Genomic DNA, 17,345 nt, shown 5'->3' with positions numbered 1-17,345 from the left:
CGATTATGCGTCGCCCCCCTTCGCCTTTGTCCGCGTTCGGGCCCGCGTTCAGCCCTTCCCGCCCGACGTCGCCTCACCGCGTCCCGCGTACCGGGCGCGGTGCTCTTCCTTCAGCCGCCGGTAGTCCGGGTGCGCGGCGGCCTCGTCCCACCGCGCCCGGAAGATGCGCGCCGATTCGGCCTTCACCGGGTCCTCCGGATCGCGGGGCCGTTCCGGGCGGCCGTGCGCGCCGCTCACGCCGCGCTTCTCTTCCGGGACCGGCCCCTCGTACTTGCGGCCGCCCCGGTGGTTCGCGTATCGGCGCGCGCGCGTGTACCCCATCTGCAGGAACTTGCGCGCCATGTCGGCCCCCACGAAGTCACCCGCCCTCAGGTACGCCAGGAACATCCCGTACAGGCGCTCGCTGCTCTCCCGTGCCGCGTCCGGCGTCGCGAACCGCCAGTGCGGGAGCAGCTCGGACTTGTACGGCTGCACGAGCAGCACGCCCTGCTCGCCCACGCCCACCCGGTACAGCTCCGGGTGCTCACGCAGGTTCAGATGCGCGTAGTCCAGCGAGTAATCGAACTTCTCGGACACCGTGGACCTCCCGTGCCGGTCTTGAACGAAACCGGCCGTGCGCAGTGCACGGCCGGAAGGGGAGTTGCCGGGACTTCAGTCGAGGCGCGCGTCGTCCAGCATGGCCTGCAGCATCCAGCGGACCTCGTCCACCGTGTGCAGGATGCCGTTGTACATGTCGGCGGTGGCGGGATCGCCCGCGTCGTCCACGGCCTTGCTGTCGTCACGGTACCCGCGGGCGACGCGCGTCAGGTCGTCCACCAGCGCCGTGAGCTGCTCGCGCGCGTCGTGGATGGTGGTGGTGGGCACGTCCACCACGCTGTACTTCTGGATGTCGCTGGGCGCAGCGATGGGGCTCCCGCCGAGCATCACGAGGCGCTCGGCCTGCTCGTCGATGCCGGGAAAGATCTTCTCGATGAAGTCGTCGTACGCGAGGTGCAGGTCGCGGAAGTGACGGCCGCGAATGTCCCAGTGGAACTTCTTGAGCTTCAGGTACAGGCTGATGGTCGTCGCGAGGTTCCGCTGCAGGCTCTCGGCGACCACGTCGAAGCCCGACTCGGTCAGGTAGCTGTGGTCCACGAGCTGCGCGAACTTGGCTTCCGTGCCGCCCTGGCCCGCCTGGTGCGCGGCGTCGGTCTTGCCGACCGGATTGCTGTCCTTGGCCTTCTTGGGCGCTGCCTTGGGCTTGCTGCTCGCTTTCGTCATGCGTGCACCGTACCGCCCGCACCCCGGCGTCCGGGTGATGCCTCCATAAGCACCCCTTTACGCTCCAGTCCGCTCTGCCGGGCCGAACAGCAGCCGGTTGCCGTGCACCCGCAGCGTCACGCGGCCCGCCGCGAGCAGTTCCGTGAGGTGCGCGCTGACCACGCCGCGGTTCAGGACGACGGCGCCCGCGTCCGCCATGACCACGTCCAGCGCCGCGCACACGCGCACCAGCAGCTCGTCCACCGACGCCTCGCCCGCCTGCACCGCGTCCAGCACCACGCCCGTCAGGCGCTCCAGATGCCGCGCGTTCAGCCCGGCGAGCGCCACGAGGTCCGCCGTCGGCTCCCCGTGGCCCGGCACGCTGACCGCCACGCCCGTCAGGGCCGCCAGGGCCTGCACGCTGGCCTTCTGCGCCGCGCTGTCCGCGCAGAACGTCAGCGGGTGCTTCGCGAGGGCGGCCGGCCCGAACAGCGCGTCCGCCGCGTACAGCGCCGCGCCGCGCCGCACGGCCAGCATCTGCACCGCGTGCCCCGGCACATCCAGCAGGTCCACCGTCACGCCGCCCAGCGTCCGCGTGCCCGCCAGCACCTCCTGCGCGGGACTGGCGGGCGCGAGCAGGAACTTGCCGCGCAGCTCGCGCGGCGGCGACGCTCCGAACAGCGACAGCGGCTCCAGCAGCGGGTGCCGGATGACGGCCGCCTCCAGCGGCGGCGCGAACACCGGCAGGTCCGGCAGGCGCCCGAGCAGGAACGCGTTCCCGCCGTGATGGTCCGCGTGACTGTGCGTGTTCAGGACGGCGCGCGGCGTGAAGCCCGCCTCCTGCACGGCCCGCAGGAGCTTGCGCGCGTGAGACTCGTCCAGGCCCGTGTCCACCAGCAGCGCCGACTCGCCCTCCGTCACCACCACGCTGTTCACCGCGCCACGCAACACGTACATGCCGTCCGTCAGGAGGTCCAGGCCCATGCCCGCAGGGTAGCGCGCCCGCCCAGCCCGCGCGTGCCACGGCGCCACGCGGGCGTAGACTGCGCGTCGTGACCGCCGCGACCCGCCCGCACGCCCCCTTCCGTCCGAGTGCCGCGCAACTCGCCCTGATGCTCAACAACTTCCTGATGTGGGGCGGGTTCTTCATGGTGATTCCGCTCGTGACGGTGCACTTCTCGCACGGGCTCGGCTGGAGTGCCGCGAGCGTCGGCGCGGTCCTCGGCCTGCGCCAGATCGCGCAGCAGGGCCTGACGGTGTTCGGCGGCGCGTACGCCGACCGGTTCGGGCCGCGCCCCCTGATCGCGGCGGGCCTCGCGGTGCGCGCCGTGGGCTTCGCGCTCATGGGGCTCGCCACGACCTTCCCGGCCCTGCTCGCCGCGGCCCTCCTCGCCGGACTGGGTGGCGGCCTCTTCGACGCGCCCAAGAACGCCGCCGTGACCGCCCTCACCCGCCCGGAGGACCGCAGCCGCGTCTTCTCGCTGATGGGCGTCGCCGGGAACCTCGGCATGGTGACAGGCCCCCTCGTCGGCGCGTGGCTGTCCGGCGCGGCCTTCGGGACCGTCACGCTCGTCAGTGCCGCCGTGTACCTCGCGGCCCTCGCCGTGCTGCTGCTGCTCGTGCCCGCCGTGCCGGGCGGCGGCAGCGCCGGACGCGGCGGACTGGGCGGCCTCGGCGTGGCCGTGCGCGACCGGCGCTTCGTGCTGTTCACGCTCGCGCTCGGCGGGTACTTCATCCTCAGCACGCAGATCAACGTGGCCGTCACGCTGCGCGCCGTGGCACTCGCCGGGACCGGCGTGACCGCCGCCCTGTACGGCCTGCAGGCGGGCCTCGCCGTGCTGCTGCAGTACCCGCTCCTGCGCCTCGCGGAACGCCACCTCGCGCCGCACGTGCTCCTCCCGCTCGGCGTGACGCTCGTCGGCACGGCCCTGGGCCTCATGAGTCTCGCCGCGACCTTCCCGGCTCTGCTCGCCTGCACCGTCCTGTTCAGCCTGGGCAGCATGGTGGTCTTCCCCAGCCAGCAGACGCTCACGGCCCGCCTCGCGCCCCCCGGACTGGCCGGCAGCTACTTCGGGTTCGGCGCGCTCAGCCTCGGGCTGGGCGGCGGCATCGGCAGCGTCCTCGGCGGAACGCTCGTCGACGCGGGCGCCCGGCTGCACCTCCCCGCCCTCCCGTGGCTCACGTTCCTCGCCGTCGCCCTCCTCACCGCACTCGCCCTCACCCGCGCCCTGCGCCACCTGCCCGCCCCTGCCGCATGAGCCCGCCCCGGTGACGCCCGCCCTGCACACCGTCCGCAGCGGCCCGCCCGACGCGCCCGCCGTGCTGCTCCTGCACGGCGGCGGGCTCAGCAGCTGGAGCTGGCAGGAACAACGGCCCGCCCTGCACGGCTGGCAGACCCTCACGCCCGACCTGCCCGGCCACGGCCTCAGCCCCGGCCCCTTCAGCCTCGCGGGCGCCGCCGCGCACCTCGCCGCCCTCCTCGAACACACCGGCCCCGCCCGCGTGATCGGCCTGTCCGTCGGCTCGCAACTCGCCCTCACCCTCCTCGCGCAGCGCCCGGACCTCATCCACTCCGCGCTGCTGTCCGGCACGCTCGCCCTCCCCACCCGCCTCGGCGCGTGGCTGAGCGGCCCGCCCAACGACCTCCTCACCCGCCTCACCTGGCCCGCCCACACCGGCCCCACCACCCTCACCCTCCAGCGCCTCGCCATGAACCTCCCCGCCCGGCACGCCCACCACCTCGCCCGCGACGCCCGCACCGTCACCCGCCAGACGCACCTCGACCTGACCCGCGAGAACCTCACCTACCGCCCTGACCCCGGACTCGCCCGCACCACCGTCCCCGTCACCCTGCTCGTCGGGAGCCGCGAACACGACATCCTGCACCGCAGCGCCCGCCACCTCACGCAGCTCCTCCCGCTCGCCCGCGCGTACCGCGTGCCACACATGACGCACCTGTGGCCCCTCACGCACCCGCAGCACTACAACGCCGTCCTGCATGCCTGGCTGCACGGCCAGCCCCTCCCGGACGCCCTCCAGCCGCTCTGAAGCGGCGTGACCGGCACGGCGAAGGGCGCGGCGGATTCCCCGTTCAGGGTCTCCCGCCGCGCCCCCGCCTCACGAACCGCCGGTGAACGTTACAGGCCGAAGCTGACGTACTTGGTCTGCAGGTACTCGTCGAGGCCCCAGTGGCCGCCTTCCTTGCCCATGCCGCTGTTCTTGAAGCCGCCGAAGGGGGCCTGGGCGGCCGCGCCGATGGGGCCGCCGTCGTTCACGCCGACGATGCCGTACTCCAGCGCTTCGGACACGCGGAAGGCGCGGGCGAGGTCGCGGGTGTACAGGTACGCGGCGAGGCCGTACTCGGAGTCGTTGGCGAGCGCGACGGCCTCGTCGTCGGTGCGGAACGTCACGATGGGCGCGACCGGTCCGAAGGTCTCCTCGTGCAGCATGCGCGTGCCGGGCTGCACGCCGCTCAGGACGGTGGGCGGGTAGAAGCGGCCGCCGTGGCTCCGGCCGCCCGCGATGGCGGTCGCGCCGCGCGACACGGCGTCCTCGACGTGCGCGCTGACCTTCGCGTGTCCCTGTTCGTCCACGAGCGGGCCGATCTCGGTGCCGGGGTCGAGCGGGTCGCCGACCTTCAGGGCGCTGGCGGCGCGGGCGAAGGCGTCCGCGAAGGCGTCCGCGATGCTCTCGTGCACGTAGAAGCGGTTGGAGGAGATGCACGTCTGTCCGGCGTTGCGGAACTTGCTGATGACGCTCTCGCGCACGGCGAGGTCGAGGTCCGCGTCGGCGAACACGATGCTGGGGGCGTGCCCGCCGAGTTCCAGGCTGACCTTCTTGAGAGTGGGGGCGGCCTGGCGGAACAGCAGGCGGCCCACGTCGGTACTGCCGGTGAACGCGACCTTGCGGACGCGCACGTCGTCGAAGAAGGGCGCGCTGAACGCGGCGGGGTCGTTCGTCGGCAGCACCTGCAGCGTTCCGGCGGGGCCGCCCGCCTGCGCCCACAGTTCCGCGAGGAGCAGCGCGGTGAGCGGGGACTGCTCGGCGGGCTTCAGGACGACGGTGCAGCCGGCGGCGAGGGCCGGTCCGGCCTTGCGGGCGATCATGCTCATGGGGAAGTTCCAGGGCGTGACGGCGTACACCACGCCGATCGCCTCGCTGGTCGTCATGCCGCGCTTGTGCGCGAACCTGCTGGGGACCCGTTCGCCCGCGATGTGGCGCGCGGCGTCCGCGTAGTAGCGGATGTAGCCGACGCCGCCGCCCACCTCGCCTTTCGCTTCGGTGAAGGGCTTACCCATTTCGAGCGCCATGACGCGCGCCATGCGTTCGGTGTTCGCGTCGATCAGGTCGGCCCAGCGGGCGATGATGTCGGCGCGGCGGAAGTTGTCGGTCTTCCAGGTCGCGAAGGCCGTGACGGCCGCCTCGATGGCCTCTCGGGCCTCGTCGGGACCGCAGTCGGCGACGTGCGCGAGGTCGGAGCTGTCGTAGGGGGTGTCCACCACGAAGGTGCGCGGCAGGGTGCGCCACTCCCCGGCGATGAACGCGCCGGTCGGGATGTCCTGAAGTTCGGGGCGGGTGGTGGGCGTGGTGGTCATCGGTGGACTCCTTGGGGCGGCCTCGGCGGGCCGGGGTGGGGGAGAGGAAGGGGTGCGGAGGGACGGAAGGGGGTCAGGCGGGGCGTGCGTCGATGGGTGCGTTCACCTCGCGGGCCGCGACGACCGTGCCCAGCACCTGCAGTTCGCCCGGCGCGGGGTGCGTGAGCGGGTCGCCGTTCAGGACGGTCAGGTCCGCCCAGTGGCCGGGCCGCAGTCGGCCACGGTTGTCGTCATCGCCCTGCGCGAGCGCGCCGCCCACCGTGTACGCCCGCAGCGCTTCCAGCGGCGTGAGGCCCGCTCCTGGCGTCATCGGTTCCTGCACGGCCGCCTGCAGGCCCACCAGCGGGCTCACTTCCCGCACGACCGGCCCGTCGCTGCTGAGCGCCACGTTCAGGCCCGCGTCCAGCATGGCGCGCAGGTTGTACGTGCGCGGCAGGTACGGGTCCGGCAGGTACCGCAGGAAGTTCCCGCGCAGTTCGTGCAGGAAGATCGCCTGCGGCACGGCGTGCACGCCCAGCTCGCGCGCGAGCTGCAGGTGCCGGGGTTCGGCCAGCCCGAAGTGCTCGATACGGTGCCGGATGGGCGTCTCACCGGCGGGCGTGTCGCGGTGCAGGCGGCGGTACACGCCGAGCACCTGATCCATCGCGACGTCCCCGATGGCGTGCGTCCCGATCCGGAAGCCCGCCCGCTGCGCCTCCAGCGCCAGGGCGTACAGGTCGTCCGTGTCGAAGCGCAGGAAGCCCCGGCTTTCCGGTTCCACGTTCCGGTACGGGACGGACAGGGCCGCCGTCGCGCCGGACAGGCCGCCGTCTGCGAAGAACTTGACGCTGTCGCAGCGCAGGAACGCCGAGTGATGCCGTTCCGGCAGCGGGTACGTGGCGCTCTCCCCGTCCGGGCGGCGCATGTACAGCAGGTTCACGCGGATCGGCAGGCGTCCCGCCGCGTCCAGCGCGCGGTACGCGGCGTACAGGGGCGCGTCCACGGCGGGGTCCGTGACGCTCGTGAGGCCCCGACGGGCGAGGTGCTGCAGGCCCGCCAGAATCCACCCTTCCAGGTCCGCCTGCGCCGGGGTGGGCAGGACGCGCAGCGCGAGCCCGAACGCCGTCTCGTACAGCAGTCCGCCCGCGAAGTCGATCTCGCCGCCCGCCGGGGCGGCCGTGTCTGCCGTGACGCCCGCGCGCCGCAGCGCCTCGCTGTTCAGGACGTGGATGTGCGCGCACGTCCGCGTGAGCAGCAGCGGGTTGCGGGGGCTGGCGGCGTCCAGCGCGGCCACGGCGGGCCGACCGCCGAGCAGCGCCTCGTTCCAGCCGCGCCCGACGAGCCACTGGCCGGGCGCGAGGGTCGCGGCGCGCTCCTGCACGCGCCGGTACACGTCGTCCAGGCTCGTCAGGCCGCGCAGGTCCAGGCTGGTCGTCTGCAGCTGCCCGACCTTCCAGACGTGCACGTGCGCGTCGTTCAGGCCCGGCACGGCCACCGCGCCCGCCAGGTCGTGCAGGCGCGTGGACGGCGTGATCAGGCCCCGCAGGTCCTCCAGCGTGCCGGTCGCCACGACCCGCCCGCCGCGCGCAGCGACGGCTTGCACGGTCGGCTGCCGCCCGTCGAGCGTGTGCACCTGCCCGCCGTAATACACCACGTCCGCACTCACGCTTCACCTCCGCGCTCGGGGTTGCGCCACACGATGAACACCCCGTAATTCCGGCAGCTGGCGTCCTCCAGGTACTCCGGGATGACGCCCCACACGCGGTAGTGCCGCCGGAGCTGCACGCTCAGCACCGGGTCCTGCAGCTCGTTCAGGATCACGCGGTGCACGTACTCCTCGATCGGCATGCGGTGTGCGTGCCGCCCGTACCCTTTCGGCATGGCGCCCGCCACGTGCCCGCGCAGCCCCAGCTGCCGCACCAGCGACTGCCGCGCCGCGTACAGCAGGGTGCTGAGGCCCTGCCCGCGCGCGTCCGGGTGCACGCCGATGTCCGCGCCGTACAGCCACTCGCCGTGCGGGTCGTGCGTGCTGAGCGTGTTGTGCCCCACCTCCTCCATGTACGGGTGCGCGTACCGCGCGAAATCCACGTTCAGTCGCAGGTCCGTGCTGCTCGCCACGACCCGCCCGGCGTGCGTGTCCCACACGGCGTGCTGTCCTTCCGGGAACACCTGCAGGTGCGCGCGGAAGTGCGCGGCCGTCATGAGTTCCGCCTCGCTCAGGTCCGGGAAGCACGCGCGCTGCACCTCGGCCAGCCCGTCCGCCATCCACGCCTGACTGGGCAGCACCACGTACCGCCCGTCTGCGCTCGCGCCGAGCGTCGGCAGGGCCGCGAGGTCCGCGCCGCTGGAGGTCATGCGAAGTCCGTCTCGCCCTTCTTCTCGGCCCACACCTCACGGACCACGTCCGCGACCACCGCGAGAGCTTCCTCCAGCTGCTCCTGCGGGATGTTCAGGGCGGGCAGGAAGCGCACGGCGTTCGTGTACAGGCCCGCGCGCATCACGATCACGCCGCGCCGGAAGCTGCGCTGCACGACCTCCAGCACCGGGTCCGGCCAGGGCGTGCGGGCCGCGTCGCGCACGAACTCGATGGCCATCATGCCGCCGATCCCGCGAATGTCGGCCAGGGCGGGCACGTCGCGCTGCACGTCCGTGAACACGCGCCGCACGGCGTCCTCGATGCGCGCGGCGCCCGCCAGGAACTCCGGCTGCGTGAGCAGGTTCAGGCTCGCGAGGGCCGCCGCGCACGCGAGCGGCCCGCCGCCGTACGTGCTGCCCACCGCGCCCAGGTGCGGCGCGTCCATGATCTCGGCGCGGCCCGTCACGGCACTGATCGGCAGGCCCGCCCCGAGGCTCTTCGCGGCGATCACCATGTCCGGCACCACCCCGGCGTGCTCGATGGCGAACAGCTTCCCGGTGCGCCCGGACCCGCTCTGGATCTCGTCGGCGATCATGACGGCGCCCACCCGGTCGCAGATCTCACGGATCTTGCGCAGGAACTGCGCGGGGACCGGCACGATGCCGCCCTCGCCCAGCACCGGCTCGATCACGATGGCGGCGATGGCAGACCCGTCGATGTACGCGGTCAGCGCGTGCTCCAGCTGCGCGTCGCACCAGTCGAGGTACGCGTCCTGCGTCATGCCGGGCGGCATACGGAACAGGTTCGGGAGCGGCAGCCGGTACACTTCCGGCGAGAACGGCCCCATGTTCTTCTTGAAGAGGCCGTACTTGCTGGTCATGGCCATGGTGAGGTTCGTGCGCCCGTGGTACGACCCCTCGAACACCACGATGCCCGCGCGGCCCGTGAAGTACCGCGCGATCTTCACGGCGTTCTCGACCGCTTCGGCCCCGCCGTTCGCGAGGATGGTCTTCTTGGGGAAGTCGCCGGGCGCGTGCCGGTTCAGGAGTTCCGCCACCTGCGCGTAATGGTCGTGGTTCACGACGAGCATGCCGGGGTTCACGGCCTGCCCCGCCTGCTCCACGAGGGCCTGCACGACGTCCGGGTGGTTGTGGCCCACGGCGAGCACGCCGATCCCGCCGATCAGGTCGATGACGGTGTTGCCGTCCACGTCGTGGATCAGGGAGCCCTGCGCGCTCTTCACGCTCAGCGCGACCGTCTGCCCGAGCGCGGTCGTGACGTGCTCCCGGCGGCGCGCCTGCAGCCGCTGGCTTTCCGGGCCGGGGAGGGGCGTCACGAGCTGGATGCTGGGTTTCGTTCCTGGGGTGGCGGTCATGTCGGACTCCTTCGGGGGTGGGGTGGGCGAGCGTGGGGACTCCCTGGGGCGGGGTCAGGCGAGGGCGGGCGCGGCGTCCTGCGTGGCGGCGAGGGCGCGGCCCAGGACGGCGAGGCCCTCGTCGATGTCGCGGTCCTCGGCGGTGAGCGGCACCAGAATCCGGATGACCGACGCGTACATGCCGGCCTTCAGGAGCAGCAGGCCGTCCGCGCGGGCCGCCTCCACCACCCGCTGCGCGAGCGCGCCCGCCGGGGCCTTGGTGGCGCGGTCCTCGACCAGTTCGATGGCGAGCATGGCGCCCAGGCCGCGCACGTCCCCGATGGCCGGGAAGCGTGCCGCGAGCGCGTCCAGCCCGGCCCGCAGCCGCTGCCCGAGCCGCACGGAGCGCGCCAGCAGGTCTTCCTCCTCGAACACGTCCAGCACGGCGTTCGCGGCGGCGCACGCCAGGGGGTTCCCGGCGTACGTGCCGCCCAGCCCGCCCGGCGCGGGCGCGTCCATGATCTCGGCGCGGCCCAGCACCCCGCTGATCGGCAGGCCGCCACCGATGCTCTTCGCGAAGGGGATCAGGTCCGGCTCCACGCCGCTCTGCTCCACCGCGAAGAAGGTCCCCGTGCGCCCGATGCCCGCCTGCACCTCGTCCGCGATGAACACGATGCCGTGCTGCGTGCACAGCTCCCGCACGCCGCGCAGGAACGCTGCCGGGACCGGCAGGAAGCCGCCCTCGCCCATCACCGGTTCGATGATGACGGCCGCCACCTGCGAGGCGTCCACCGTGGTGCGCAGCAGTTCGTGCAGGCGCTCCAGCGCGTCCTCGGCACTCACGCCCCGGTACTCGTACGGGGCGGGCGCGTGGTACACCTCCGGCGCGAACGGCCCGAAGTTCTGCTTGTAGTAGCTGGCCTTGCCGGTGAGCGTCATGCCCATCAGGGTGCGGCCGTGGAAGGAGTGCGTGAAGCTGATGACGGCGGGCCGTCCCGTGAAGCTCCGCGCGATCTTGATGGCGTTCTCGGTCGCTTCCGCGCCGGTGCTGAACAGCGCGCCCTTCACGTCGCCCGCGATGGGCGCGCGCTCGCTCAGGCGGCGGCACAGGCGCACGTACCCGTCGTACATGGCGACCTGGAAGCAGGTGTGCATGAAGAGGCCCGCCTGTTCCTGCACGGCCGCCACCACGCGCGGGTGGTTGTGGCCGACGTTCAGCACGCCGATCCCGCCCACGAAATCCAGGTACTCGCGGCCCTCGGCGTCCCACAGGCGGGCGTTCTCGGCGCGGACCGCCACGACGGGGTGCGCGTTCGAGACGCCGCGCGCCACGTACCGCTGACGGTCCGTCAGGACCTCCTGACTGCTCACGCCCCGCGTGGTGGCCTGGGTCATGGTGGCCTGCGTGCCTGCCTGCTTGCCTGTCGTGTCGCTCATGGCGTTCCTCCTGCCCGCTCCGGGACGTGCGTCCCGCGTGATCGTGTCTGCCTGCCGCTGTCTTCCCAGTGTACGGGCCGCCCAACGGCACGGGTACGGACACGACCTCCAGAAATGCCGCTCAACCTCTGGAGTCGAACTCCAGGTTCCGGGCCGGGTGTTCGACCGTTTCCAGCCGCAACGCCAGCTCCAGCTCGAAGCGCACGTCCGGCGAGGTCACGTCAGCCCCGAGCAGCGCCTCCAGCCGCTCCAGCCGGTACCGCAGCGTGTTCGCGTGCAGCGACAGCGCCCGCGCCGTGTCCTTGAGACTGAACGCGTGCCGCACCAGCGCCCGCAGCGTCACGAGCAGCTTCGGGTGCGGCGAGAGCGGCGCCGTCCAGCGGTCCACCAGCGCCGCCCGCGCCCGCCCGTCCCCGTTCAGCGCGCCCTGCACCAGCAGGTCCGAATCCAGCGTCAGCCGTCCCGGCGGCGCGTGCGGCAGCAGGGCACGCACCGCAGCGTATCCCTGCGGCAGGTCGCCCGCCGCCACCCCGCGCGACAGCAGGCCCGTCAGGTCCGCCGTGCCGTGCAGCGCGGTCCACACCTCCGCGCCCAGGCCGGGCGGCAGCAGCGCCACCACCTGATCCTGCGCCACCGTCACGAGCGCCGCCGCGCCCGACCCCGACAGGCGGCGCCGCACGTCCTGCGCGAGCCGTTCACGCCGCTCGAAGGTCGCCGTGCTGAGCGGCGTTCCGCCCGGCAGCGCCAGCAGCAGCACCCGGTACGTGCCGCCCGGACCGAACCCCACCGCCCGCGCCCGCTCCATGCTCTGCGGCGAACCGTCGAAACGGCCCTCCAGCACGCTGTCCACGAAACTGTACCCCAGCCGCGCCTCCAGCGTCCGCGTCGCGCGCTCCTGCGCCAGCGTCAGCCCGAACACCACCGCCGCGTGCTCCAGCGCCCGCGAATCCAGCGCCGTGAGCGGCGTGCCCGCCTCCAGCGCCCACACGGTCGCGGCCGCCGACTCGCCCACCCACACCGGACACACGAGCGCCGCCCCGCCCGTCCCGACAGCCGCGCCTGCTCCGACTCTGTCGTCTCTGCCCGGCACGTCCAGGCCCGGCCCGTGCCCGCCCGGCACGACCTGCGCCAGACTGCCGCGCCACACCGCCCGCACGAGCCCCAGCCGCTCCAGGTGAGCGTGCAGCGCCGCGCCCGGCACGCCCGCTCCCTCCCCGCCGCCCTCCGCGTGTGGACCACCCCAGCGGGCCAGCACTTCCAGGTCCGGGCCGCGCACCTCCACCGGCCGCGACAGCACCTCGCCCAGCGTCCGGCACAGGCCCGCCAGCCCCAGCTGCGCCGCCGCCGCGCGCGTCAGGGTCAGGTGCACCTGCTCCGCCCGCACGCTCAACGCCAGCTGCCGCGACAGCAGACTGTCCTGCACGCCCCCCACGATGTCCGCGAACGGCGTCTCCCACGGAATCTCCAGCACCGGCAACCCCAGCAGTTCCGCCTCCTGCCGCGCCGGTTCCGGCAACGCCTCCAGGTACTGCGGGACGGCCAGCCCCAGCACCGCCACGCCCGCCCGCGCGTACCCGCGCATGAAGGCCCGCAGCGCCTCGCCCTCGCGCGGCCAGTGCATTCCGGTCGTCAGCAGCAGCTGGCCCGGCCGCAGCCACCCGAACGGGTCCGGCAGGTCCACCACGTGCGCCGACGTCACGTCCCGCAGGCTGTCCGGCCCCGCCTCCGCGCGCGCACTCACCAGCCGCGCGCCCGCCAGGCAGGGGAGAGCCAGCGCCTCGTGCAGTTTCACGCCCCAGGTATACGCCACGTCCGGCCCCACGCGAAAGCCCGCCCGTGCCCACGGTGCGGCGCAGGTCACGGCCGGGCCGGACTGGGTTAACGTGAGCACCAGCGTTCCCGTTCCAGCGTCCAGCCCTTCCCGCACCCACCCGCGCAAGGAGACCCCATGACCCTGAACCCCGCCACCCCCCGCCTGCCCGCCGCCCGCCACACCGACCTCCTCATCGGCGGGGAACTCGTGCAGGGCAGCGGCGACGCCCTCCCCGTCCACGACCCCGCCACCGGCAAGGCCCTCCTCGCCGTCCCGCAGGCCAGCACCGAACAGGTGAACGCCGCCGTGAACGCCGCCACGCACGCCGCCCGCAGCTGGAGCCGCACCACGCCCGCCACCCGCGCCGCCCTGCTCCTCGCGCTCGCCGACCGCATCGACGCGGACGCCGCCACCTTCGCTCGCCTCGAAGCCGACAACTGCGGCAAACCGTACGCCGCCGCGCTCGCCGACGAACTGCCCGCCGTGTCCGACACCTTCCGCTTCTTCGCGGGCGCCGCCCGCACCCAGCACGGCTCCGCCGCAGGCGAGTACCTCGAAGGGCACACCAGCTTCACGCGCCGCGACCCGGTCGGCGTGGTCGGCAGCATCGCCCCCTGGAACTACCCGCTCATGATGGCCGCCTGGAAACTCGCGCCCGTCCTCGCCGCCGGGAACACCAGCGTCCTGAAACCCTCCGAGCAGACGCCGCTCAGCACCCTGCACCTCGCACGGCTCCTGCAGGAGATCTTCCCGCCCGGCGTCACCAACGTCGTCACGGGCCTGGGCGGCACGGTCGGCGACACCCTCATCCGCCACCCCGGCCTTCACATGATCTCCCTGACCGGCAGTATCGCCACCGGCCAGATCGTCCTCGACGCCGCCCGGAACGGCATCAAGCGCACGCACCTCGAACTGGGCGGCAAGGCCCCCGTCATCATCTTCGACGACGCCGACCTGAACGCCGCCGTGGACGCCATCCGCACCTTCGGGTACTACAACGCCGGGCAGGACTGCACCGCCGCCTGCCGCGTGTACGTCCAGGCCGACATTCACGACCGCTTCCTGAGCGCCCTGCAGGACGCCGTGAACACCATCCGCCCCGGCACGCAGGACGACCCGGACACGCAGATGGGACCCCTCGTGACGGCAGAGCACCACGCGCGCGTCGCGGGCTTCGTGGACCGCGCCCGCCAGACCCCTCACCTGGAGGTCATGACGGGCGGCCACGCCGTCCCCGCCCACGGGTACTACCACGCGCCCACCCTCATCGCGGGCGCCCTCCAGACGGACGAGATCGTGCAGCGCGAAGTGTTCGGTCCGGTCGTCAGCGTCACCCGCTTCCACACGCCGGAGGAAGCCGTGACGTGGGCGAACGACTCCGCCTACGGCCTCGCCAGCAGCGTCTGGACGCGCGACGTGAGCCTCGCCATGCGCGTCAGCGCCGAACTGCGCTACGGCTGCACCTGGGTCAACACGCACTTCATGCTCGTGAACGAGATGCCGCACGGCGGCTTCAACAGCTCCGGCTACGGCAAGGACCTCAGCACCTACGCCCTGGAGGACTACACCGTCGTCCGGCACGTCATGATCCGCCACTGACACCGGACGAAACTGAACCCCAGCAGCTCAGCCGAGCGGAGCGAACGCCAACACGGACGGTCTGGCGAAGGTGGGACGGAACCCGGTGCGCTGCCCGAAACCCACGCAGCCGGAAACCGGCCTGGGGCGGGGAGGGAAGAGGACAGCGGGGCGGCGCGGGAGGAGTTCCCGTGCCGCCCCGCTCCGCTCCGTTTCGCTTACGACAGGCTGCTGTCGAGGGCCGCCAGGGCCGCCGCCGGGTCCGTGATGCCCGCCTGCGCCATGTCGGGCCGCCCGCCGCCCTTGCCGCCGCCCGCCGCGGCGAGCCGCCCGATCAGCTGGCCCGCGTGCGCGCCACGCGCCACGGCGTCCTTGGTGGCCTTCACGACCAGACCCTTGTCGGTCGCGATGACCACGAGGTCCGCGCCGCTGCTCTCCAGCAGCGTGTCGGCCGCGCCGCGCAGCTCGCCGGACTCCACGCCGGACAGCTGCACGGCCGCCACGCGGTACCCGCCGATCTCGCGCAGCGGCGCACCCGCGCTGCCGCCACCGCCCGCACCCATCTGCAGCTGCGTCACCTGACGGCGCAGGCCCGACAGGTCCTTCTCGGCCGCCTTCAGCTGCGCCTGCAGGCCGGTGACGCGGCCCTCCAGGTTGTCGGGACTGGTGTTCAGCAGGGCGGCCGTCTTCGCGGTCGCATTCAGCCGTTCGCGCACCCAGGCGGTCGCCTGCTCGCCCGCGAGGGCCTCCACGCGCCGCACACCGGCCGCGACGTTCTCGTCACTGAGGATCACGAACGCGCCGATGTCGCCGGTCCGCGTCACGTGCGCGCCGCCGCACAGCTCCATGCTGCTGACCGTCTGCCCGGCGTACTCGACGCTGCCGCCCACCCGCACCACACGCACCGTCTCGCCGTACTTCTCGCCGAACAGCGCGGTCGCGCCCGCCGCCTTCGCGTCCGCGATGGGCATCTCCTGCCACGTGACGGGGAAGTTCGCGCTCACCCAGCGGCCCACCAGGGCCTCCACCGCCGCGATCTCCTCCGCGCTCAGGGGCGCGCCGTGCGAGAAGTCGAAGCGCAGGCGGTCCGCGGCGACCAGCGAGCCCTTCTGCTGCACGCCGCCGCCCAGCACGGCCCGCAGCGCGGACTGCAGCAGGTGCGTGGCCGTGTGGTGCCGCTGGATGGCCTGCCGCTCGCCCGACACGGCGGCGCGCACGCTCACCCCTTCCTTCAGCTCGCCGGACTCCACCAGCACGTCGTGCAGGAACACGCCCTGCGGCGTCTTGCGCGTGTCGCGCACCACGCCCGCCCCGCCGTCCCACTCGATGCGGCCCGTGTCGCCCACCTCACCGCCACCCTCCGCGTAGAAGGGCGTGCGGGACAGCACCACCGTCGCCTCCGACCCGGCAGGCAGGTGCTTCAGGCGCTCGCCCGCACCGACCAGCGCCACGACCTCACCGTCCGCCTGCAGGTCGTCGTAACCCACGAACACGGTGGGGGACAGGCCGTCCAGCGCCTCCTGATTCCCGCCGAACAGCTCGCTCTTGCCGTACTTGCTTCCGGCCCGCGCGAGGTTCTGCGCGTTCTCCAGGCTCTCCGCGTACCCGGCCTCGTCCACGCTGACGCCGTACTCCTCCGCAATCTCCTTCGTCAGGTCGACCGGGAAACCGTAGGTGTCGTACAGCACGAACGCGTCACTGCCGGACAGGGTCGCGCCCTTCTCCATGCCGCTCAGCAGCTTGCCGAGGCGCTGGATGCCGCCCTCCAGCGTCCGCAGGAAGCTCTCCTCCTCGGCCCGCACGGTCGCCGCGATCTTCGCCTCGTTCTCCCGCAGCTCCGGGTACGCGCCGCCCATGCGCTCCACCACGATCGGCACCAGCCGGAACAGGCTCGGCTCACGCAGGCCCAACAGGTAAGCGTGACGGCACGCGCGGCGCAGGATCTTGCGCACCACGTACCCGCGCCCGGTGTTGCTCGGCTGGCTGCCGTCCGCGATCACCATGCTCACCGAGCGGATGTGCTCGGCCACCACGCGGTGCGACACGCTCTGCGGCCCCTCGTACGCCTGCCCGCTCATCTCGGCGACCTTCGCCACGATCGGCGCGAACACGTCGTTGCTGTAGAAGTCGTACACGTCCTGCACCACGGTCGCGATACGCTCCAGCCCCATGCCCGTATCGATGTTCTTGAACGGCAGGTCCTTCAGGACCGGCGTGCCGTCCGCCAGCGGCTCCTGCCGGTCGAACTGCGGGAACACGTTGTTCCAGATCTCCAGGAACCGCGCGCTCTCACGGGTCTCGGCGTACTCGGCCCACGTGTCGTCCCCGTACTTCGGGCCACGGTCGTAGAAGATCTCGCTGCACGGCCCGCACGGCCCGTTCGGGCCCTCCTTGGGCGCGTCGGCCGGCCAGAAGTTCTCGTCCGCCCCGAAGCGCAGGATGTGATCCGCGGGCAGGCCGTTCTCCTCCGTCCAGATCGTGAAGGCCTCCTCGTCGTCCTGATAGATCGTCGCGTACAGGCGGCTCTTGTCCAGACCCAGCCACTCGGGACTCGTCAGGAACTCCCACGCCCACGTCAGCGACTCCCGCTTGAAGTAATCCCCGAAACTGAAGTTCCCGAGCATCTCCAGCAGCGAACAGTGCCGCAGCGTCCGGCCCACGTTCTCGATATCCCCGATCCGCAGGCACTTCTGCGCCGTCGTCACGCGCTTGCTCGCCACGCCGCCGAACACGGCGGGCGCACCCATGAACTGCTCCTTGAACGGCTGCATGCCCGCCACCGTGAACAGCGTCGTCGGGTCCGGCGCGACCGTGCTGTAACTGGCGAGGCGCAGATGCCCCTTGCTCTCGAAGAACCGCAGGTACCGCTCACGAATGTCCGCCGTGCTGAGCGGCGCGAACTGGGATGAACTGGAGGAGGCAGACGCAGTCATGCCCGCGAGTATAGAGCGCCACCCCCGCCCGGAACGTCACCGGCCGCGCCCGGCCAGCATC

Annotated in this window: 13 protein-coding genes; 3 read left to right on the top strand and 10 right to left on the bottom strand. The window is 72.7% G+C overall.

Annotated elements, in window-relative coordinates; genetic code table 11:
* Positions 1-48 precede the first annotated feature (48 nt).
* The 3 genes from IEY33_RS08495 to IEY33_RS08485 form a co-directional block, all read right to left on the bottom strand.
* Positions 49-576, bottom strand: a complete 528-nt coding sequence (locus IEY33_RS08495) for a DUF4385 domain-containing protein (RefSeq protein ID WP_188962262.1) — start codon at positions 574-576, stop codon at positions 49-51.
* Between the two features lie 75 nt (positions 577-651).
* The gene (locus IEY33_RS08490) at positions 652-1,260 is read right to left on the bottom strand and encodes a Dps family protein (protein ID WP_188962260.1); all 609 of its coding nucleotides are present in this window, start codon (positions 1,258-1,260) and stop codon (positions 652-654) included.
* 57 nt (positions 1,261-1,317) lie between these two features.
* Positions 1,318-2,223, bottom strand: a complete 906-nt coding sequence (locus IEY33_RS08485) for an MBL fold metallo-hydrolase (protein ID WP_188962257.1) — start codon at positions 2,221-2,223, stop codon at positions 1,318-1,320.
* A gap of 68 nt (positions 2,224-2,291) precedes the next feature.
* Here IEY33_RS08485 and IEY33_RS08480 point away from each other — a divergent pair, with 68 nt between their 5' ends.
* The gene (locus IEY33_RS08480) at positions 2,292-3,497 is read left to right on the top strand and encodes an MFS transporter (RefSeq protein WP_306415606.1); all 1,206 of its coding nucleotides are present in this window, start codon (positions 2,292-2,294) and stop codon (positions 3,495-3,497) included.
* A 10-nt stretch (positions 3,498-3,507) separates the two neighbouring features.
* Positions 3,508-4,287, top strand: a complete 780-nt coding sequence (locus tag IEY33_RS08475; protein ID WP_188962255.1) for an alpha/beta fold hydrolase — start codon at positions 3,508-3,510, stop codon at positions 4,285-4,287.
* Positions 4,288-4,376: 89 nt separating this feature from the next.
* Here the strand turns inward: IEY33_RS08475 and IEY33_RS08470 are convergent, their stop codons facing one another.
* From IEY33_RS08470 to IEY33_RS08445, 6 genes are all read right to left on the bottom strand, one after another.
* The gene (locus IEY33_RS08470) at positions 4,377-5,834 is read right to left on the bottom strand and encodes an NAD-dependent succinate-semialdehyde dehydrogenase (RefSeq protein ID WP_188962253.1); all 1,458 of its coding nucleotides are present in this window, start codon (positions 5,832-5,834) and stop codon (positions 4,377-4,379) included.
* 73 nt (positions 5,835-5,907) lie between these two features.
* Positions 5,908-7,479 carry an amidohydrolase gene (locus IEY33_RS08465; RefSeq protein ID WP_188962250.1) on the bottom strand — a complete coding sequence of 524 codons (1,572 nt, stop codon included), beginning with the start codon at positions 7,477-7,479 and terminating at the stop codon, positions 5,908-5,910.
* The gene (locus tag IEY33_RS08460) at positions 7,476-8,168 is read right to left on the bottom strand and encodes a GNAT family N-acetyltransferase (protein ID WP_188962247.1); all 693 of its coding nucleotides are present in this window, start codon (positions 8,166-8,168) and stop codon (positions 7,476-7,478) included. The genes IEY33_RS08465 and IEY33_RS08460 overlap by 4 nt, the downstream gene beginning before the upstream one ends.
* A complete protein-coding gene (locus IEY33_RS08455; protein WP_188962245.1) occupies positions 8,165-9,544 on the bottom strand; it encodes an aspartate aminotransferase family protein in 1,380 nt (459 codons plus the stop codon). The genes IEY33_RS08460 and IEY33_RS08455 overlap by 4 nt, the downstream gene beginning before the upstream one ends.
* Before the next feature lie 54 nt (positions 9,545-9,598).
* Positions 9,599-10,960 (bottom strand): 4-aminobutyrate--2-oxoglutarate transaminase, encoded by a 1,362-nt coding sequence (gabT, locus tag IEY33_RS08450; RefSeq protein WP_229670878.1) that lies wholly within the window; start codon positions 10,958-10,960, stop codon positions 9,599-9,601.
* Positions 10,961-11,081: 121 nt separating this feature from the next.
* Positions 11,082-12,752, bottom strand: a complete 1,671-nt coding sequence (locus IEY33_RS08445) for a PucR family transcriptional regulator (RefSeq protein ID WP_188962243.1) — start codon at positions 12,750-12,752, stop codon at positions 11,082-11,084.
* Positions 12,753-12,908: 156 nt separating this feature from the next.
* On the opposite strand from IEY33_RS08445, the gene IEY33_RS08440 reads away from it, so the two are divergent.
* Positions 12,909-14,372 (top strand): gamma-aminobutyraldehyde dehydrogenase, encoded by a 1,464-nt coding sequence (locus IEY33_RS08440; RefSeq protein WP_188962241.1) that lies wholly within the window; start codon positions 12,909-12,911, stop codon positions 14,370-14,372.
* Positions 14,373-14,569: 197 nt separating this feature from the next.
* Here the strand turns inward: IEY33_RS08440 and alaS are convergent, their stop codons facing one another.
* Positions 14,570-17,284, bottom strand: coding sequence for an alanine--tRNA ligase (gene alaS / locus IEY33_RS08435; RefSeq protein ID WP_188962239.1), 2,715 nt, complete (start codon positions 17,282-17,284; stop codon positions 14,570-14,572).
* Positions 17,285-17,345: the final 61 nt, after the last annotated feature.

Source organism: Deinococcus aquiradiocola (genome assembly GCF_014646915.1).
Classification (GTDB): domain Bacteria; phylum Deinococcota; class Deinococci; order Deinococcales; family Deinococcaceae; genus Deinococcus; species Deinococcus aquiradiocola.
This window is presented reverse-complemented; position numbering and strand designations above follow the sequence as displayed.

What these genes read in the sequence shown, in the direction of transcription:
- IEY33_RS08490 (WP_188962260.1), bottom strand. Translation starts at nt 1,260, where the DNA reads ATGACGAAAGCGAGCAGCAAGCCCAAGGCAGCGCCCAAGAAGGCCAAG.
- IEY33_RS08485 (WP_188962257.1), bottom strand. Translation starts at nt 2,223, where the DNA reads ATGGGCCTGGACCTCCTGACGGACGGCATGTACGTGTTGCGTGGCGCG.
- IEY33_RS08470 (WP_188962253.1), bottom strand. Translation starts at nt 5,834, where the DNA reads ATGACCACCACGCCCACCACCCGCCCCGAACTTCAGGACATCCCGACC.
- IEY33_RS08460 (WP_188962247.1), bottom strand. Translation starts at nt 8,168, where the DNA reads ATGACCTCCAGCGGCGCGGACCTCGCGGCCCTGCCGACGCTCGGCGCG.
- IEY33_RS08455 (WP_188962245.1), bottom strand. Translation starts at nt 9,544, where the DNA reads ATGACCGCCACCCCAGGAACGAAACCCAGCATCCAGCTCGTGACGCCC.
- gabT (WP_229670878.1), bottom strand. Translation starts at nt 10,960, where the DNA reads ATGAGCGACACGACAGGCAAGCAGGCAGGCACGCAGGCCACCATGACC.
- IEY33_RS08440 (WP_188962241.1), top strand. Translation starts at nt 12,909, where the DNA reads ATGACCCTGAACCCCGCCACCCCCCGCCTGCCCGCCGCCCGCCACACC.
- alaS (WP_188962239.1), bottom strand. Translation starts at nt 17,284, where the DNA reads ATGACTGCGTCTGCCTCCTCCAGTTCATCCCAGTTCGCGCCGCTCAGC.